The sequence below is a fragment of the Halorubrum sp. Ea1 genome (assembly GCF_002252965.1).
GTDB lineage: Archaea > Halobacteriota > Halobacteria > Halobacteriales > Haloferacaceae > Halorubrum.
Genome location: NZ_NHPG01000147.1, coordinates 1 through 18,818, shown reverse-complemented (window position 1 = coordinate 18,818; position 18,818 = coordinate 1). Strand labels below are relative to the sequence as shown.

General features: G+C 65.3%; 13 protein-coding genes. 7 read left to right on the top strand and 6 right to left on the bottom strand.

All coding sequences use genetic code 11. The features are described 5' to 3' along the window. Positions 1–732, top strand: a 732-nt coding sequence (locus DJ73_RS18610) for an aldehyde ferredoxin oxidoreductase C-terminal domain-containing protein (RefSeq protein ID WP_217900460.1), incomplete at its 5' end; no start/stop codon positions are given. Between the two features lie 263 nt (positions 733–995). On the opposite strand, the gene DJ73_RS18605 is transcribed toward DJ73_RS18610, so the two are convergent. From DJ73_RS18605 to DJ73_RS18590, 4 genes are all read right to left on the bottom strand, one after another. Then, complete coding sequence (locus DJ73_RS18605; protein WP_094558724.1) at positions 996–1,898, bottom strand: ABC transporter permease; 903 nt, start codon at positions 1,896–1,898, stop codon at positions 996–998. A gap of 92 nt (positions 1,899–1,990) precedes the next feature. Then, positions 1,991–3,565, bottom strand: coding sequence for a sugar ABC transporter ATP-binding protein (locus DJ73_RS18600; RefSeq protein WP_094558721.1), 1,575 nt, complete (start codon positions 3,563–3,565; stop codon positions 1,991–1,993). Positions 3,566–3,583: 18 nt separating this feature from the next. Beyond that, the gene (locus tag DJ73_RS18595; protein ID WP_094558720.1) at positions 3,584–4,924 is read right to left on the bottom strand and encodes a sugar ABC transporter substrate-binding protein; all 1,341 of its coding nucleotides are present in this window, start codon (positions 4,922–4,924) and stop codon (positions 3,584–3,586) included. Between the two features lie 160 nt (positions 4,925–5,084). Next, a complete protein-coding gene (locus DJ73_RS18590) occupies positions 5,085–5,861 on the bottom strand; it encodes an SDR family NAD(P)-dependent oxidoreductase (RefSeq protein WP_176451170.1) in 777 nt (258 codons plus the stop codon). Positions 5,862–6,051: 190 nt separating this feature from the next. Here DJ73_RS18590 and DJ73_RS18585 point away from each other — a divergent pair, with 190 nt between their 5' ends. The 3 genes from DJ73_RS18585 to DJ73_RS18575 all read left to right on the top strand — a co-directional run bounded on the left by DJ73_RS18585 (position 6,052) and on the right by DJ73_RS18575 (position 9,181). Next, positions 6,052–6,906, top strand: a complete 855-nt coding sequence (locus tag DJ73_RS18585; protein WP_094558719.1) for a 3-keto-5-aminohexanoate cleavage protein — start codon at positions 6,052–6,054, stop codon at positions 6,904–6,906. Between the two features lie 362 nt (positions 6,907–7,268). Beyond that, the gene (locus tag DJ73_RS18580) at positions 7,269–8,036 is read left to right on the top strand and encodes an IclR family transcriptional regulator (RefSeq protein ID WP_094558718.1); all 768 of its coding nucleotides are present in this window, start codon (positions 7,269–7,271) and stop codon (positions 8,034–8,036) included. Positions 8,037–8,410: 374 nt separating this feature from the next. Then, positions 8,411–9,181: an IclR family transcriptional regulator gene (locus tag DJ73_RS18575; RefSeq protein ID WP_094522095.1), complete on the top strand. Its 771-nt coding sequence runs from the start codon at positions 8,411–8,413 to the stop codon at positions 9,179–9,181. Between the two features lie 386 nt (positions 9,182–9,567). Here the strand turns inward: DJ73_RS18575 and ddh are convergent, their stop codons facing one another. Next, positions 9,568–10,506, bottom strand: coding sequence for a D-2-hydroxyacid dehydrogenase (ddh, locus tag DJ73_RS18570; RefSeq protein ID WP_094558717.1), 939 nt, complete (start codon positions 10,504–10,506; stop codon positions 9,568–9,570). A gap of 168 nt (positions 10,507–10,674) precedes the next feature. Here ddh and DJ73_RS18565 point away from each other — a divergent pair, with 168 nt between their 5' ends. From DJ73_RS18565 to DJ73_RS18555, 3 genes are all read left to right on the top strand, one after another. Further along, a complete protein-coding gene (locus DJ73_RS18565) occupies positions 10,675–12,282 on the top strand; it encodes a thiamine pyrophosphate-requiring protein (RefSeq protein ID WP_094558716.1) in 1,608 nt (535 codons plus the stop codon). Between the two features lie 279 nt (positions 12,283–12,561). Then, entirely contained in the window at positions 12,562–14,820 is a 2,259-nt protein-coding gene (locus tag DJ73_RS18560; RefSeq protein ID WP_094558715.1) for an NADP-dependent malic enzyme, read from the top strand. A gap of 147 nt (positions 14,821–14,967) precedes the next feature. Continuing rightward, positions 14,968–17,931 (top strand): FAD-binding and (Fe-S)-binding domain-containing protein, encoded by a 2,964-nt coding sequence (locus DJ73_RS18555; protein WP_094558714.1) that lies wholly within the window; start codon positions 14,968–14,970, stop codon positions 17,929–17,931. Between the two features lie 251 nt (positions 17,932–18,182). On the opposite strand, the gene DJ73_RS18550 is transcribed toward DJ73_RS18555, so the two are convergent. Continuing rightward, positions 18,183–18,818, bottom strand: a 636-nt coding sequence (locus DJ73_RS18550) for a CoA transferase (protein ID WP_176451169.1), incomplete at its 5' end; no start/stop codon positions are given.

Genomic DNA, 18,818 nt, shown 5'->3' with positions numbered 1-18,818 from the left:
GTCGACGATATCGTCGACGTGATGCAGTCGAACGAGCTGTGCGATAGGTACGGACTGGACAGCATCACCTGCGGGAACGTCGTCTCCGCCTACTTGGCGAGCGAAGGGGAGTTCGGGAACACGGAGCTGATCTTCGAGATGGTCGAGAAGATCGCTCATCGAGAGGGCGTCGGCGACCTCCTCGCAGAGGGGATCGACCGGTTCCACCAGGAGTTAGGCGTCGAGAACTGGACCGTGAAAGGGCTCGACTTCGCCGCCCACGACGGCCGCACGCTGAACGGCCAGGGGCTGTCGTACGCGACGGCCACGAGGGGCGCAGACCACATGTTTACCACGATGTACGCGTGGGAGTATCCCCTGGTCGACGGCGAGGAGGCGTACGATCCCACGGGCCTTGAGGGGAAACCCGAGATGGTCATCGAGCAGGAGAACGCCCGCGCGCTGGAGGACTGCGGGATCATCTGTCGCTTCTCGCGGAGTTTCATGACGCCCGAACGGCTCGAGGGACTGTTCTCGACCGACTACGAGACGCTCTTAGCGGTCGGATCGAAGGTCGTCGACCTCGAACGACACTTCAACAATCATCGCGGCGTCGACCGTGAAGACGACGCGCTCCCCTACTCGCTGCCGAACTTCGAAGCGGCGCTCGACGAGTATTACGAGCGCCGCGGCTGGACCGACGAGGGCACCGTCCCGAGCGGGCACGTCGATACCGCCGTGAGCGCCGACTGACCGTTTTCTCGCTCTTTTTTCCGGGGAGCGCCCGGCGACTTGGATTCTGGATCGGTGACGGACGCTCCGTAGCCGATGGCGCAGACGGAGACGGATTCGTCGCCGCCGTGGATCGAACGGGCGTACTCCAGCGCGCGTTGCCCGTCGCGGGTTGTCGGACGCGGCGGGCGTCTCGTTTCGTTCCGGACGCGACTGAGAGGCGCGAACGGACGGGTCACGCGGGAAGGCGAAGGCGGAAAAAAGGGGAACCGGGACGCGACGTTCTACTTCACCACGTCGATCTTCTCGCGGTCGATCGACAGGGCCACCGCCCCGACCACCACGAGTCCGAGGATTATCTCCTGGACGAACGAGTCGATGCCGAGCAGGTTCATGCCGTTGTTCAGCACCGCGATGACGAGCACCCCCAGAATAGTTCGGTGCGGCCCACCGACACCGCCGGTCAGGGCCGTCCCGCCCATGACGATGGCGGCGATGCTGGGGAGCAAGAGCCCGCTCCCGATGTTCGGAGAGGCCGACGAGATACGCAGCGTCAGCAAGACGCCGGCGGTCCCACAGAGCAGTCCCGACAGTACGAACGGGTAGATCTTGTAGCGGTCGACCTTCGCACCGGCCAGTTCGACGACGCGCTCGTTCTCGCCCAGCGCGAAGCAGTACCGGCCGAACTTCGTCCGGAACGCGAGGACGATGGTGCCGACGTAGATGAGCAGCCCCCAGAGCACGAGGTTGGGGATACCCAAGACCTCGCCGTTCGAGATGGTTCGGATGGCGGGGTTCCGGAACGTAATGGTCGACCCGCCTGTGATGATCTTCCCGACCCCGGCCATCACCGAGAGCGTCCCGAGCGTGACGAGAAACGAAGGGACCTTGAGCTTCGTGAAGATGATACCGTTGAACAGGCCAGCAAGCATCCCGGCACCGATGGCGATCGGGATGGCTAAGAGGCCCAAGCCGAACTGCGAGATCAGGACGACGGTCACAACGCCCGTCAGTAGCACGATCGACTCGACAGAGAGGTCGATGCTTTGCTGGAGAATCGGGAAGGTCCCCGCAAGCGCCACCAACAACAGCGTGACGGCGTTTTTCGCGACGTTGTCGAGCAGGTTGGCCTCGGTTAGGAAGCGGTCCGTCGTGAACGAGAACGTGAGTATCAGCCCGAACAGCATGACGAACGGGCCCAAGTCTTGTATCCAGTCGTGGAGCGTGCGCTGTTCTCGCTGGTCGGTGATCCACTCGCTGACGCCACTTGTACTCATTGTCAGATCATCTCCTGTATCAGGTCTTGTTCGGTCGGTTTGTTCCCCGGCGAGGCGTCTATGGGCTCGCCGACGAACTCTCCGTTCGCCATCACGGCGATGCGGTTGGACATACCGATGACCTCGGGCAGCTCGTCGCCGATGAAGACGATCGAGACGCCTTGGTCGGCCAGCTCACGGCAGAGACGGTACACCTCCTCTTTGGCACCGACGTCGATGCCTCGGGTCACGTTGTCCATCACGAGTATCGGCGTCTCTTGGGCCAGCCAACGGGCGATGACGACCTTCTGCTGGTTCCCACCGCTCAGGCCGTGAACCAGCGCGTCGGGGCCCGGCGTCTTGATCGACAGCTCCTCGATGGCGTCGACGGTCGCCTGCCGTTCGGCGTCGAGGTCGAGCAACGGCACGTTGCCGTTCATGTCCCGGACCATCGCGAGAGAGGTGTTGACCAACACCGACTGGTAGAGCAACAGGCCCTCGGACTTCCGGTCTTTCGGAATGTAGCCGACGCCCGCGTCGACCATATCCGACACCGTCGGGCTCTGCAGGGTGGTGTCGCCGACCGACACCGAGCCTTCGGTTATGGCGAGGTCGCCCGCGAGCAGGCGACCCAACTGCTGTTTTCCCGAGCCCTCGACGCCGACGATCCCGAATATCTCGCCCTCACGGACGGAAAGCGAGATTGGCCCGACCGCGTCACCGTGGACCGCGCCGTCGACGGTCAGGGCCGTCTCGCCGAGTTCGGTGTCGCGCTGCTGGTCGGGGACCCGGTAGTACTCGTCGGCGGTCTCCCGGCCGACCATCGCCTTCTGCAGCGTCTCTGTGGTGGCGTCGGCCGTCGCCATGTCCGCCACGCGCTCGCCGTCTTTGAGAACGTAGATCCGGTCGGATATCTGCAGCACCTCGTCGAGCTCGTGGGAGACGAAGACGAACGTCGCCCGGTCCCGCAGGTCGTTCACGAGGTCGAAGAGGATCTGGCGGCCGCTCTCCTCGAGCGCGGCCGTCGGTTCGTCGAGGAGGATGACGGGATTCTCGGACTTCTGTGAGACGTGAAACGCCTTCGCGATCTCGAGCATCTGGCGCTCGTTGAACGAGTAGTTGCGGACGCGCTCGTCCACGTCGATATTGATGCCCAAGTCATCGACGAAGGCCTGCGCCTCCTTACGCATCTTCTCTTTCTCGAGCACTCCGAGGCGTTCGAGCTCTCGCCCGAGATAGAGATTCTCGTACCCCCGCATGGTCTTGATGATGTCCTGCTCTTGATGGACGAGCGAGACGCCGTAGTTCGCCGCTTCACGCGGGTTCGTGAACGTGACCGCTTCCCCGTCGACGAACAGCTGTCCCTCGTCGGCCTGCAACACGCCGGTCAGGATGTTCAGAAGTGTGCTCTTGCCCGCGCCATTTTCTCCGACCAGCCCGATGACCTCGCCGTGGTCGACGGCCAGCGACACGTCTTTGAGGGCCTGCACGTGGCGGAACGACTTCGAGATACCCTCGACGCGAAAGCTGTGGTCGCCCCCGTCAGTCGGGTCGGGTTGGCCCGCGTCCGTCGCGTTGGTATGTGTCTGTGATGCCATGGGGGATTTTGACAAGGATTATTTGAGCGGATTCGACTGGAATCGGTCCACGTACTGCTGCGCCGTCTCCTCTTGAACCGCGCTATCGGTGTACGCGCCCGGGAGCGAATAGCCGCTCGGTTTGTCGTCTTCTTTCCAGTCGAGAACCTCTTTCATGCCGTCGAGGCTCATTGGCTGCATGTCGATCTGTGGGTCCCAAGCGTCCTCGCCGGACTCGACGACGGACATCTTTTTCCAGTCGTAGGGCGTCTCGCCCGAGAAGATCGCTTCGTTGTAGTCGGCGGCGTCGACGACCGGGAGCCGGTCGATCGTGTCGGTCCAGTCGTCGGGGTTCTTCACGCAGACCGGCGCGTTGAACGACATCATCTTCTCCGCGTCGCTGAGCGTGTGTCCGTTGAGGAAGTCGTGACACTTCGCGACCGACCAGCCGGCCTGCCACGGGCCCATGCCCGAGACGGTGCCGGTCATCCGATCCTCGTCGATGGCCGCGAGTCCGGGCTCGCTGGCGTCGATGCCGACGACGGGGACGTCGATGTCGTTCTCCTCGAGGACGGTGATTCCACCGAGCGCGACGGCGTCGTTCTGGCCGAAGAAGCCGCCGATTTCGTCGCCGAACTGGGAGACCTTGTCGTTCATGACCGACCGAGAGTCAGAGCGAATCCAGTTGCCCGGCTGGCGTGGCCCCGCCATTTCGATGTCGGGGTACTCCTGCATCGCCAGATCGACGCCCTTGTTCCGGCCGATGTTCGGGGCCGTCCCTCGGTTCCCCTCGATGTGAACGAACTTCCCGCTGCCGTCCATCGACTCGAACAGCATCTTCGCGGCGCTGTACGCGTGGTTGACGAAGTGCGGCGTGAAGAACGTCACGTACTCCCCGCCGGCGTCCTGCGGGACGTACCAGTCGGCGATGGTGACGGCGAGGACACCGGGGGTTCCCGCCTCCACCAGCGTCTCCGCCAGCGTGATCGCGGCAGCGTTGGTGTACGTCTGGCCGACGATGAAGTCGGCGTCGTTAGAGACCGCCGAATCGAACTGTTGCTGCTGCGTCTGGACCTCGCCGTTGTTCGTCTGGACGTTCGTGTCGTAGCCGAAGGCCTCGCACGCCTCCAGGTAGCCTTTCTCCCAGCTGAGCCAGTAGGAGTTCTGTCGGTTTGCGATGGACGCCATCGATGTCATCGAGCCATCGGATCCGTCCGAGCCGTTCGAGCCGTCCGAGGACGAGCCGTCCCCACCCGATGAGCCGTCACCGCCCGAGTTTCCGGTACATCCCGCGAGACCACCCAATGCGATCGCGGACCCGCCGACGGTGGTTTTCTTCATAAACCGGCGTCTCGTCTGGTTGGTGCTATCTTGTGCCATGTTTGCGTCAATAGGGTGTGGAGAGTCACCGGTTATATAGTTTATGGTCGATCATACGATACACTTCCTTAGTCATCCCTCTCGCCGGGCGCGGTCCGTTCCTGCTGGCTTATGCACCGAGATTCGTCAGTCCGTCACAGGGCGTCGCTACGGCGAATCGTCAGTACATCACTTTGCCTGCCGAGACGTTGAGATCCTGTCCGGTCATCCGATCGGCGTCGGTCGAACAGAGAAACGCGACAGTGTTCGCGACATCCTCTCTGTTTACCAGTTCGTGCCGGGGACTCTGATTTTCGGCGTCGGATCGGACCGCCTCGTAGGACCGACCGGTAGCCTCCGCTTTCTCTTCGAAGACGCGCCGGATGCGGGGCCCGTCGACCGATCCCGGACAGATCGCGTTGACGTTGATGTCGTGGTCGCCCACCTCGGCCGCGAGCGTTCGCGTGAAGCCGATGAGACCCATCTTCGCTGCCGCGTACGGTGTCCGCTGGGTGAGCGGCCGTTTCCCTGTCACCGAGGAGATGTTGACGATGCGGCCGTACGACTGTCGTTTCATCGAGGGAAGCAGCGTCCGGCAGGTGTAAAACGCTCCGCGGAGGTTCACGTCGAGCGTGGCGTCCCACTCGTCCGCGTCGATGGACTCGCACGGCGCAGTCGGTCCGGCGATGCCGGCGTTGTTAACGAGCCACTCCACGTTGCCGAACTCCTCGAGTGCGGTCTCGACCGTCGATTCGACGGAGTCGAGATCGGTGACGTCCGTCTCGAGCGCGCGGGCACGCCCGTTCTCGGCCTCGACGAGTTCGACGGTCTCCTGCATCTCGTCGGCGTTCAGGTCGGCGATGACGATATCGGCCCCGCGTTGTGCCAGTTCGACGCAGATTGCTTGACCGATACCGCGACCGCCACCGGTAACCAGCGCTGTGCTATCTTGCTGCATACGCTCACATTCCGAACAGTGTTAATAAACATTAGGGTATTTCACCCAAACTGAGCCTCGCACGTGCAGACGCACTACCGAGCGACAGCCGTGAGTCCGGGAACTGTCGCGGGTCCGCGTTGCGTCACGAACCGGTCGTCTCAGGCGCGTCCCCGGAAGAATTAACACGTTGAGATGGGTCGGTTGAGGTATGCCATACAGTGGCTACAGAGATCACTTTGACCGAAAGCTCATCATCTCCGTCGCGACGACCGGGGGACATCAAGGAAAAGAAGCGAATCCGAATCTTCCGACACAGCCCGCCGAAGTGGCACGGGACGTCGCCGCCTGTGAGGAGGCGGGGGCGTCGATCGTCCATCTCCACGCGCGTGACGAAGACGGGAACAAGACGAAATCGGTGGCGAGGTATCAGGAGCTCAGAGACGAAATCGACGAGCGCTGCGACGACATCATCGTCAACTTCACCACGGGCGGTGGCGGCATCTACCCGCGAGAAGAGCGCATCGCTCCGGTGCTAGAGACGGATCCACGACCGGAGATGGCGACCGTCGACCTCGGTCCGATCAACTTCGGCCAGACGCGGACGGCCGAGAACACGCGCGAACAGAACGAGGAGTACGCCGAGCGAATGCGTGCGGCCGGGGTCAAACCCGAACTCGAACTGTTCAATCCGGGCCACATCCCGGAGGCTGAACACCTGATCGAGAAGGGGCTCCTCGCGGAACCGTACTGGGCGACGGTCATCTTCGGGATGCAGAACGGGATGCCGCCCGGGCCGCATAACCTGAAGGCCTTCGTCGATAACCTGCCCGACCCCGTCGAGTGGCAGTGTCTCGCAGTCGGCAGACACCAGCTCCCGATGACGACGGCGGCCATCACGATGGGCGGTCACGTCCGCGTCGGAATGGAAGACAACGTCTACTACCGGAAGGGAGAACTCGCCGAGAGCAACGCGCAGCTCGTCAGGCGGACCGCACGCATCGCCGACGAACTCGAACGGTCCGTTGCGTCCCCCGCGGACGCTCGCGAGATGCTCGGAATCTGAGTCTCGACGCTTCGAGAGACCCGACCGAGCGTTCGAATTGTCCACGCATATTCGGGATGCGCGAATCCTCTCTCAGTCGCTATCCTCCACCGAACACCGGAGCTTTCGCGTCCGGTTCGGCCAGATCGCGCTCTCAAACGGGTCGGGATCGCAACTTTCGACGGCTCGGAGTTGCGGGTCCCGCCTGCCGACGGAAAGCCGCCGCTCGCTTATTCTCGGAGAACGGTTGTGGAGACGCGAATTTTATATACTATGTTGGCGTGTCACGTGCTACCAGGTATTTAATCCTTGAATGATATCGAGGAAGTATCTCGCGGTTCGGTACACGCGAACTTTATATACTACCGGGGATATGCGTACGCATGAACGGTAACAGCGGCAGTCGGCAGATTCAGGCCACGATGACCTCGCTCGAGATCCTGGAGAAGTTGCGCGAGTTGGACGGCGCTCGCGTGACGGAGCTCGCGGAGGCGCTCGACCTCTCGGCGAGCACCGTTCACGCTCACCTCTCGACTCTCGTCGGCGCGGATTACGTCGTCAAATCAGGAGACCGCTACCACCTCAGCCTCCATTTCCTCGGACTGGCCGACTACGTTCGCAACAGGCGAAACGCCTACAGGATCGCCGACTCGTACACAGACCAGCTCGCTCGGGAGACGGAGTGTCGCGCCGTCTTCGTCGTCGAGGAGAACGGTCGGGGTGTTTACATGTACACCTACTCCGGGAAGCACGCCGTCTGGAAGTACTCCACCGTCGGCAAGCGGTTCCACCTCCACCAGACCGCTGCCGGAAAGGCGATCCTCTCCCGGCTCCCTCGAGAGCGAGTCATCGACATCATCGAAGAGTGGGGACTCCCTGCAAGCACGGAGAACACCATCACCGACCGGTCCGTGCTACTCGAGGAACTGGAAGCTGTCGAGGACCGAGGTGTCGCTTTCAACGACGAGGAGCAGTTGAAGGGAGTGAAGGCCGTCGGGGTCCCCGTCGACGGCTCCGATGGCCGTGTGGTCGGTGCCTTTAGCGTCGCCAGTCCCGCAAATCGGATGACCGAAGATCGGTTCGAAGAGGAAATCCCGAGAACTCTCCTCGGCGTCGCAAACGAGTTCGAACTCGAGAACTCGATGTCCTGATGCCGATAGGATCCGAGCATATTCCCATTACAATCATACGTTTGTCATGGATCAAGCGATCCGAATTGAACTCGCCTTCGTCGTCTTTACACCCGCACTAATGTAATTTTTTCAGCACCACCACGATTCGAGGCTTCGGCCCGGTGATTGTCGATCAATTACGAGCCGCCCGTCGTCTCGAGTAGTCTGCGTCCGAATCCGAGCGACTCGATCCCTCTATGAAACACTGTATTAGAATAGAGGAGGGCAGCACGATCATGCCGTAATGAGTTTGGGAAACCGAGGAAGTCTCGGTTCGGAACACACTCTCCCCGACACAGCCACCTCGACGGCCGCCCCATAATTCTTATTACCCGCCTTCGGTGAGGTAGCGTATGGAGAGGCCAAAAACGGAGTCGGTACGGGCGACGGGGACCTCTATGCGCGTACTGACGGCCATCGCAGACCGGGATGAGGGAGTCTCTATCGCGGAGTTGGTCGAGAGCCTGGACCTGGCCAAGAGCACGGTGTACAAACACCTGATCACGCTCGAGGAGCACGGGCTCGTCGTCAAGCGCGAGGACGGCTACCGGCTCGGTCTCCGCTGCCTGGAGTTCGGCGGGATCGCTCGGCAGTACGACGGCGTCTACGACGTCGCGAAGCCGGAGGTGCGCAAGCTGGCCGAGGAGACGGGCGAACTGGCGAACCTGCTGTTCGAGGAGCGGGGGCTCGGCATCTACGTCTACACCGCTCGCGGCCGGCAGGCGATCGACTTCGACGTCCACCTGGGACGCCGCGTCTACCTCCACACGACGGCGCTCGGCAAGGCCCTGCTCGCGAGCCTCTCCGACGAGCGAGTCGACGAGATCGTCGACCGGCACGGGCTGCCGGCTCGGACCGACGAGACGATCACGACCCGGGACGCGCTGTTCGAGGAGCTCGACCGGATCCGCGAGGAGGGGTTCGCGTACAACGAAGAGGAGCGACTGGGCGGGCTCGGATGCGTGGGCACGCCGATCGAGACCGGAGAGCGTCGAAACGCCGCGATCAGCATCATGACGCCGATCAGCCGCCTGAAGCCCGAGGAGCAGCGGCGCGCGTACACCGAGAGCCTCAACCGGACGGCGAACGTGATCGAGGTCAACCTCACCCACGGACGGTCGTGAACACACGCGAATTACAATTACACCACCAGTCGACATCATTACAATCGTAGTAATGTAATGATCCGGGTGAATGAGCCGAATTCGGCAGCGGAGCCGCTCGCCGGCCGAACGAATGACACGACTCGCAGTTCGAATATAGGAAACCGATTTTCTTCTCGACGGTGGGTGATTCGACCCGAATCTGGATCGGATTCGGTCGTATTGGCTCTCGGTGACTGACCGAAACAGGCGATATTTCGGTCAAAGCCGACAGAACGTCCGAAATGACTCGAAAAAACACCAGTAGCAAGACAACGTCGTAATGTACGATATTCCGAAAACTCGATAATCAGTCGTTCGGAATGACGAAACATCTCGGCTGCGGATCGGCAGCGGGCCGAGAAGGGTTACGCGACGCGGTTCCGCAGCGATTCGGCCGCCTGATAGCGCTCGACGTTCTCCGTCACGAGCTCGGCGATGTCGAGGTGGTACCGGTTGGTCGCTGACCCCTTGTGCGGCGAGATGATCACGTCCTCGAAGCCCCAGAGCGGGGAGTCGTCTGGGAGCGGCTCGGTCTCGAACACGTCCAGCCCCGCGCCGCCGATCGCGTCGCTCTCGAGCGCGTCGACGAGCGCGGTCTCGTCGACTAACGGGCCTCGGGCGACGTTGATCAGGTACGCGTCGTCGCGCATCGCCTCGAACTCCGCCTCCCCGATGAGCCCGTCGGTCTCGGGGGTGTGCGGCAGCGCGAGCGCGACGAAGCGCGCGTCGTCGATGGCGTCGTGGAGGTCCGACGGGTCGAATATCTCCGACACGCCCGGGACCGGCTCGTCGGACCGTCTGATCCCGATCACGTCCATCCCGAGCGCGTCGGCGCGCTCGGCGATCCCCCGGCCGATCGTTCCGAGACCGACGACGCAGAGCCGCTCGTTCTCCACGGTGAACGGCCGCTCGTACGCCGGCGTGTACCAGTGCCGCTCGTTCTGGTGGTCGCGGTACACGTGGTGGAGACGCGCGAGCGACAGCATGTAGCCGAGCGCGACCTCGCTGACGGTGGTGTCGTGAATGCCGGTGCTGTTGGTGAGCGGGACGCCCGCCGCCTCGTAGGCCGCGGTGTCGAACTCGTCGTAGCCGGCGCGGATACAGTGGACCCACCCCGCGTCGAGGAACTCCGGTCGGGGGACGTAGGTGGCGACGGCGTCGGTCTCGTCGTAGCTCTCGCCGTCGCCGACCAGTCCGACGTCGAGGTCGAGGTCGTCGAACGCCTTAACGAAGGCCTCGGGCGGAATGACGTTCTCGACGGAGTCGTGAACGGACAGGGTATCGAGTTGCGCTCGGTCTGACATACGCGGACCGTCGTCACAGCGGCGTATCAGTCCTTCGGGAGCCGGCAAGATTAGGGACGCGGCCGCGACGGCTCGGTCCGCAGCGACGCTCGAAGCGACGAAACCGGCCTCGACAGGTACCTTTATTTAACCCCGGACCGGAGCCAGAAGTATACGATCAAATAAAAGATGAACGTTACAGAAGCCATCGCGAAAGCACTGAAAGAGGAGGGTGTAGAGTATCTGTTCGGATTCCCGAGTAACCCGCTGTTCGACACGGGCGCCGCCGAAGACGCCGGTCTCCGGACGATCATCACTCGTCAGGAGCGGACGGCGGTCCACATGGCGGACGCTATCGGCCGGCTCACGTCCGGCGACGAGGTCGTCGCCTTCGCCTGCCAGCACGGTCCGGGGACGGAGAACTCCATCGGCGCCGTCGCGCAGGCGTACGGCGAGTCGTCGCCGCTGGTGGCGATCCCGGCCGGCTACGATCGCGCCAAGACGGACGTCGATCCGAAGTTCAACTCCCTGGTGAGCTACCAGAGCGTGAGCAAGACGTGCGAGCAGCTCTCGGACCCGGACGCGGTCGGGGAGACGTTCCGCCGGGCGTTCACCGCGGCGCGCAACGGCCGCCCCCGCCCCGCGGTCGTCGAGGTGCCGAAGGATGTCTTCTGGGAGGAGATCGGCGACTTCGAGTACGAGCCGTCGAGCGCCAACCGCGCGGGCGTGGACCCCGACGCGGTCCCGGCGGTCGCGGACGCCCTCGTCGACGCGGAGAACCCGGTCATCTTCGCCGGACAGGGCGTTCACTACGCCAACGGGTGGGACGAGCTGAAGGAGCTCGCCGAAACGCTCGAAGCGCCGGTCGCCACGAGCCTGAACGGGAAGAGCGCCTTCCCCGAGAGCCACCCGCTCTCGCTCGGCGCCGGGAGCAAGAGCGAGCCCGGACAGCTCGCGCACTTCCTCGACGAGTGCGACGTCCTCTTCGGCGTCGGCTGCAGCTTCACCGAGACCGCCTACGGGATCACGGTCCCCGAGGGCAAGACGGTGATCCACTCGACGCTCGATCCCACCGACATCGACAAAGACGTCGGCTCGGAGATGGCGCTCGTCGGCGACGCGCAGCTCGTCCTCGACGCGGTGACCGACGCCGTGGCGGAGCGCGTCGACGACGACCGCGGCCGCTTCGACGACGTGGCCGAGGAGATCGCGGCGGTCAAGGCCGACTGGCTCGACGAGTGGGAGCCGAAGCTCACGTCCGACGAGACCCCGATCAACCCCTACCGCGTGATCCACGAGATCACGAACGTCGTCGACCCCGACGAGACGGTCATCACGGCCGACGCCGGGAACCCGCGGGACTTCCTCGCGCCGTTCTACGAGACGGACGAGCCACTCTCGTACATCGGCTGGGGGAAGACGACGCAGTTGGGCTACGGGCTCGGGCTCGCGATCGGCGCGAAGGTCCGCTTCCCCGAGAAGCTCTGTCTCAACATCATGGGCGACGGCGCCATCGGAATGACCGGACTCGACTTCGAGACGGCGGTCCGCGAGGACGCCCCGATCCTCACCGTCCACCTGAACAACTACGAGATGGCGTCGTACGACACGCCGTTCGGCGGCGACTTCGCCGACGTCGGCGAGGCCCTCGGCGGCTACGGGGAGCGCGTCGAGGACCCCGAGGAGGTCGCGCCCGCGCTCGAACGCGCCATCGAGAAGACGGAGGAGGGCACGCCGGCCCTCTTAGAGATAATCACCGCCAAGGAGACGGAGCTCTCTCGGCCCGACCTGGAGTGAGGCCCGGGAGAGCTCGGCGGTCGACGGCGCCCGCGGCCCGGTAGTCCGAGGTCGGCCCGGTCGGTGGACCGCGTTCGAGATGCTCGGACGGGCCGACCGGGCGGCGGGGCGTTTCGCGGAGCGCGGCGAGGCGCCGCGTGGCCGCCTCGTCGACCGATCCCGTATGCTCGTATTTCGATCCGCGCTCGACGGTCCGCCGCGCCGGCGCGAGGGGCCGCGCATCGCGAGACGGGACGGTGACGCCCATAAGTATTTATGCGATTCGCGTAATCGATCGGTATGACGCTAGAAGACGACTCATTGGAGTATCACCGGGCCGACCCGCCCGGGAAGATCGAGATCGCGACGACGAAGCCGACGAACACCCAGCGAGACCTCTCGCTGGCCTACTCGCCCGGCGTGGCGGGGCCGTGCCGCGAGATCGCAGACGACCCCGAGAAGGCGTACGACTACACGGCGAAGGGGAACCTCGTCGGGGTCGTCTCGAACGGCTCGGCCGTGCTCGGTCTCGGCGATATCGGCGCCACGGCGTCGAAGCCGGTCATGGAGGGGAAGGGAGTGCTGTTCAAGCGGTTCGCGGACGTCGACGTCTTCGACGTCGAGCTCGACATCGCGGACGTCGACCCCTTCTGCGAGGCCGTCGCGGCGATGGAGCCGACGTTCGGCGGGATCAACCTCGAAGACATCAAAGCGCCGGAGTGCTTCGAGATCGAGGACCGGCTCCAGGACGAGATGGACATCCCGGTGTTCCACGACGACCAACACGGCACCGCCATCATCAACGGCTCCGGCCTGATCAACGCCGCCGACATCGTCGACAAGGACCTCGGCGACGTGAAGGTCGTGTTCTCGGGAGCCGGCGCGTCGGCGCTCGCGACCGCGCACTTCTACGTCTCGCTCGGGGTCGAGCGGGACAACATCACGCTCTGTGACTCGACGGGCATCATCACGGAGGCGCGGGCCGAAGCGGGCGACGTCAACGAGTACAAGCGTGAGTTCGCCCGGGACGTCCCGGACGGCGACCTCGCCGACGCGATGGAGGGCGCGGACGTGCTGGTCGGCCTCTCGGCCGGCGGGATCGTCTCGCCGGAGATGGTGCGGTCGATGGCCGACGATCCGATCATCTTCGCGATGGCGAACCCGACCCCGGAGATCGGCTACGAGGAGGGGAAGAACGCCCGCGACGACACGGTGGTCATGGCGACGGGCCGGTCCGACTACCCGAACCAGGTGAACAACGTGCTCGGCTTCCCGTTCATCTTCCGCGGCGCGCTCGACGTCCGGGCCTCGGAGATCAACGAGGAGATGAAGGTCGCCTGCGCGGAGGCGCTGGCGGAGCTGGCGCGGCAGGACGTCCCCGACGCGGTGCTGAAGGCGTACGGCGACGAGCCGCTCCAGTTCGGGCCGGAGTACATCCTCCCGAAGCCGGTCGACCCGCGCGTGCTGTTCGAGGTCGCGCCGGCGGTCGCGGAGGCGGCCATGGAGTCCGGCGCCGCGCGCGACGAGGTCGACCTCGAAGCGTACCGCGACGACTTGGAGGCGCGCGTCGGGAAGTCGCGCGAGATGATGCGGATCGTCGTCAACAAGGCGAAACAGGACCCCAAGCGCATCGCGCTCGCCGAGGGTGAAGACGAGAAGATGATCCGCGCGGCGTACCAGCTCTCCGAGCAGGGGATCGCCGAGCCCGTCCTGCTCGGCGACGCCGACGCCATCGCCGGGACCGTCGGCGACCTCGGCCTCGACTTCGAGGCGACCGTCGTCGACCCGACCACCGGGGAGTACGACGAGTACGCGGACCGCCTCCACGAGCTCCGCAAGCGGAAGGGCATCACCCGCAGCGAGGCGGGCGACCTGATCCGCAACAACACCGACTACCTCGGCAGCGTGATGGTCGACCAGGGCGACGCCGACGCCATGCTGACGGGGCTAACCCACCACTACCCCTCGGCGCTCCGGCCGCCGCTGCAGGTCATCGGGACCGCCGACGACGCCGAGTACGTCTCCGGCGTCTACATGCTGACGATCGGGAACCGGGTCGTGTTCTTCGCCGACGTCACGGTCAACCGGGAGACCGACGCCGACGTGCTCGCCGAGACGACGCGCCACACCGCGGACCTGGCGCGGCAGTTCAACGTCGACCCGCGGGCGGCGCTGCTGTCGTACTCCAACTTCGGGAGCGTCGACGCCGACACGACCGAGGCGCCGCGGGAGGCGGCCGCCATGCTCCGCGACGACCCGGCGGTCGACTTCCCGGTCGACGGTGAGATGCAGGCCGACACGGCGCTCGTCGAGGAGATGCTCACCGACACCTACGAGTTCTCCGAGCTCGACGAGGCCGCAAACGTCCTCGTCTTCCCGAACCTGGAGTCGGGGAACATCGGCTACAAGCTGCTCCAGCGGCTGGGCGACGCGGACGCCATCGGCCCGATGCTCGTCGGCATGGACGAGCCGGTCCACGTGCTCCAGCGGGGCGACGAGGTCAAGGACATCGTCAACCTCGCGAGCGTCGCCGTCGTCGACGCCCAGCAGCGCGAGTAACCGCCGCGACGGGACCGCGTCCGGGCGGTTCGAACCCCCGACGCGTTCCGCGCGACTCGGAGCGACGACTCGCGTCCTCCCGGCAGTCGTACCGTGTTGACGCGTAACATTCATGCCTACGCCACACTGAGGACAGTCAATTAACCGATGGGATCGAAGAACACAGCACCGGATCCGTCCACCGACCCGCGGGCGAATTACGATTACCAGAGCGAGACCGAGCACGACTCGTCGCTCGTCGCCGACCTCGACGCGCTCGTCGACGGCGACGTGCGCTTCGACGAGTACTCCAAGCAGATGTACGCGACCGACGCCAGCGCGTACGAGGTGACGCCGATCGGGGTCGTCTACCCGACCTCGACCGCGGACGTCGCCGCCGTGATGGAGTACTGCGCCGCGGAGGAGATCCCCGCGCTCCCCCGCGGCGGCGGGACGAGCCTCGCCGGCCAGTCGGTGAACGAGGCGATCGTCTTGGACTTCACGCGGTACATGACCGACGTGGTCGACGTCGACCCCGAGGGCGAACGGGCCCGGGCCCGGACGGGGATCACCCTCGGCGAGCTGAACCGCACCCTCGAGCCGCACGGCCTGAAGTTCGCCCCCGACCCGTCGACGGCGGACCGGAGCGCGCTCGGCGGCGCCATCGGGAACAACACGACCGGGGCGCACTCCCTGAAGTACGGGAAGACGGACGCCTACGTGGAGGAGGTCGAGGCGGTGCTGGCCGACGGGAGCGTCGAGACGTTCGGCGAGGTCTCGGTCGCGGAGCTCCGCGGGGCGGCCGACCCCGACGGAACGACCCTCGAACGCATCTACGCGGAGATCGTCCGAATCATCGACGAGGAGGCCGACGAGGTCGACGAGCGGTACCCCGACCTCAAGCGGAACGTGTCGGGGTACAACCTCGACGTGCTGATCGAGGAGGCCGAATCGGGGACCGTCAACCTCGCGCGCCTGCTGGTCGGGAGCGAGGGGACCCTCGCGATCGTCACCGAGGCCGAAGTGAGCTTGGAGCCGATTCCGGAGACGAAGGGGGTCGCGCTGCTCACGTACCACGACCTGCTCGACGCGATGGAGGACGTCGGCCCGATCCTCGAACACGACGCGGCGGCGGTCGAAGTGCTCGACGGCGTCCTCGTCGACCTGGCGCGCGAACTCGAGGAGTTCAAGGACGTCATCGGCCTGTTGCCCGACGAGACCGACTCGTTCCTGCTGATCGAGTTCTACGCCGACGACGAGGAGTCGGCCAAGAGGCAGGTCGACGACCTCATCGAAGACCGCGTCGGCGACTTGGCGTTCGACGGGATGGCGGCGTACGACGAGGAGACCCAGAAGAAGTTCTGGAAGATGCGCAAGGCGTCGACGCCGATCCTGCTGTCGCGGACGGGCGACGAGAAGCACATCGCGTTCATCGAGGACCTCGCGATTCCGCCGGAGCACCTGCCGGAGTACACCAAGGAGTTCAAGGAGATCTTCGAGGACCACGACACGTTCGGGAGCTTCTACGCGCACGCCGGCCCGGGTTGCATGCACGTCCGGCCGCTCATCAACACGAAGAACGCCGAGGGGACCGAGACGATGGTGTCCATCTCCGACGCCGCCACGGACCTCGCGGTGAAGTACGGCGGGTCGGTCTCCGGCGAGCACGGCGACGGGCGCGCCCGGACCCAGTGGAACCGGAAGCTGTACGGCGATCGCCTCTGGCACGTCTTTCAGGACCTGAAAACGGCGTTCGACCCCGACTGGCTGCTCAACCCCGGGAGCGTCTGCGGCGACCACGACATGAGCGAGAACCTCCGGTTCGGGGAGGAGTACGAGTTCGACGCCGGCTTCGAGCCGGCCTTGGAGTGGGAGAACGAGAACGGGTTCCAAGGAATGGCCGAACTCTGTCACGGCTGTGGCGGGTGTCGCACCAGTCAGGAGGGCGCGGGCGGCGTGATGTGTCCGACCTACCGGGCGTCACAGGAGGAGATCACCAGCACTCGCGGTCGCGCGAACCTGCTCCGGCAGGCGATGAGCGGGGACCTCTCCGAGGACGAGCGGTTCGACACGGAGTTCATGCGCGAGGTGCTCGACCTCTGCGTCGGCTGTAAGGGGTGTTCGATCGACTGTCCCAGCGAGGTCGACATGGCGAAGATGAAGGTGGAGGTGGAACACGCCCACCACGAGGAACACGGGGCGGACCTCCGGTCGAAGCTGTTCGCGAACGTCGACGCGCTCTCGAAGCTCGGGAGCGCGACGGCGCCCCTGTCGAACCTCGGCACCAAGGTCCCCGGCGCGCGCGTCGTCATGGAGAAGACGCTCGGGATCGCCCGAGAGCGCTCGCTCCCGACGTTCCACCGCGAGACGTTCGTGGACTGGTGGGCTGACCGCGGCGGGTCGACGGTGAGCGAGTCGACCGCGGACCGGCGCGTCGTGCTGGTGCCCGACACGGTCACGAACTACAACAACCCGAAGGCCGGGAAGGCCGCGGTCAGGGTGCTCGAAGCGGCGGGCGTCCACGTCTCCGTCGCCGAGGAGATCACCGACAGCGGCCGCCCCGCGCACTCGAAGGGGCTCCTCGGGAAGGCCCGCGAGACGGCCGAAGCCAACGTCGCGACGCTGGCGGCGCACGTCGACGACGGGCGCGACGTCGTCGTGGTCGAGCCGTCCGACGCCGTCATGCTGCAGTCCGACTACCTCGACCTGTTGTCGTCCGACGCCGCGGCACAGGTCGCCGAGCACGCCTACGGCGTGTTGGAGTACCTCGACACCCGCCGGCTCGACGAGGCGCTCGACGCCGACGGCGGCGCGGAGCGGCTCACCTACCACGGCCACTGCCACCAGAAGTCGGTGAAGAAGGACCACCACGCGGTCGGCGTCCTCCGGCGGACGGGGTTCCGGGTCGACCCGCTCGACACCTCCTGCTGCGGGATGGCCGGGACGTTCGGCTACGAGTCGGAGCATTACTCGATGAGCCAGGCCATCGGCTCCATGCTGTTCGACCGGATCGACGACAGCGACGGCGACTCCGTCGTCGCCCCCGGGGCCTCCTGCCGGACGCAGATCGGCGACGAGTACGACGAGAAGCCGCCGCACCCGATCGAGAAGATCGCCGACGCGCTGGCGTAGGGCGCCTCGGCTCGCGGACGTCGTTCGGTAGTTAAATAGGGACGAGCGCGGCGACGGTGTTTATCAATGGTTGCGAGGGTGCAGTGGCGCGTGCCGGTGAGCGGCCGACAGGCCGTGAACCGCACGCGCGAGGGAGTCGCGAACGGAGTGAGCGACGAGGCTGGGGAGGCGTGAGGTGCNNTGGAGTGGTTCACCGTCGATCCGAAGTCAACCGTTTATAAACAAACGCGACGAGAAACCGTTTTTCCGTATCAGTCGCCGAACGCGCCGCCCTCGCGCCACTCGTCGAGCGTCGTCTGGTCCCCGGCGACGTCGGCGAACACGGACTCCGTGTGCTCGCCCAGACGCGGCGCGGGCGACCGGATGACGTCGTCGTGCTCGGGGAAGTTGATCGGGTGGCCCGGGAGCAGGCACTCGCCCCAGTCGGGGTCGTCGTGTTCGACGACGAGGTCGCGCGCCCGCGTCTGGTCGTAGTGGACGACGTCCTCAACGTCGTTTATCGGGCCGCAGGGGAAGCCGTAGTCGATGAGGCGGTCGAGCCAGTACTCCGTCGACTCCGTCGCAAACTCCGCCTCGATGATCCCGACGACGGCGTCGGCGTNNCGGCCGACCAGCTCGACGAAGTCGTCCCACCGGTCGTCGCTCGGGACGCCGGTGACGAGGGCGCCGTCGGCGGTCTCGAACCGCTGGTAGGGGACGAGCGTCTGGTGGGAGGTGCCCTGCGGCCCCGGCACCGACCCGTCCATCGAGTACGACGTGAGGTACTCGTTCAGCAGCGTCACGATGGAGTCGAAGAGGCCGACGTCGAACTTGCCGTTGAACGAGTCGGCGGCGGAATCGGCCTCCCCACCCTCCGCGCCGCCGGCGTCCTCGCCCTCCGCGCCGCC

Coding starts and splice junctions, on each gene's coding strand:
- DJ73_RS18585 (WP_094558719.1), top strand. CDS start 6,052: ATGCCATACAGTGGCTACAGAGATCACTTTGACCGAAAGCTCATCATC.
- DJ73_RS18600 (WP_094558721.1), bottom strand. CDS start 3,565: ATGGCATCACAGACACATACCAACGCGACGGACGCGGGCCAACCCGAC.
- DJ73_RS18565 (WP_094558716.1), top strand. CDS start 10,675: ATGAACGTTACAGAAGCCATCGCGAAAGCACTGAAAGAGGAGGGTGTA.
- DJ73_RS18605 (WP_094558724.1), bottom strand. CDS start 1,898: ATGCTGTTCGGGCTGATACTCACGTTCTCGTTCACGACGGACCGCTTC.
- DJ73_RS18590 (WP_176451170.1), bottom strand. CDS start 5,861: ATGCAGCAAGATAGCACAGCGCTGGTTACCGGTGGCGGTCGCGGTATC.
- DJ73_RS18580 (WP_094558718.1), top strand. CDS start 7,269: ATGAACGGTAACAGCGGCAGTCGGCAGATTCAGGCCACGATGACCTCG.
- ddh (WP_094558717.1), bottom strand. CDS start 10,506: ATGTCAGACCGAGCGCAACTCGATACCCTGTCCGTTCACGACTCCGTC.
- DJ73_RS18595 (WP_094558720.1), bottom strand. CDS start 4,924: ATGGCACAAGATAGCACCAACCAGACGAGACGCCGGTTTATGAAGAAA.
- DJ73_RS18575 (WP_094522095.1), top strand. CDS start 8,411: ATGGAGAGGCCAAAAACGGAGTCGGTACGGGCGACGGGGACCTCTATG.
- DJ73_RS18560 (WP_094558715.1), top strand. CDS start 12,562: ATGACGCTAGAAGACGACTCATTGGAGTATCACCGGGCCGACCCGCCC.
- DJ73_RS18555 (WP_094558714.1), top strand. CDS start 14,968: ATGGGATCGAAGAACACAGCACCGGATCCGTCCACCGACCCGCGGGCG.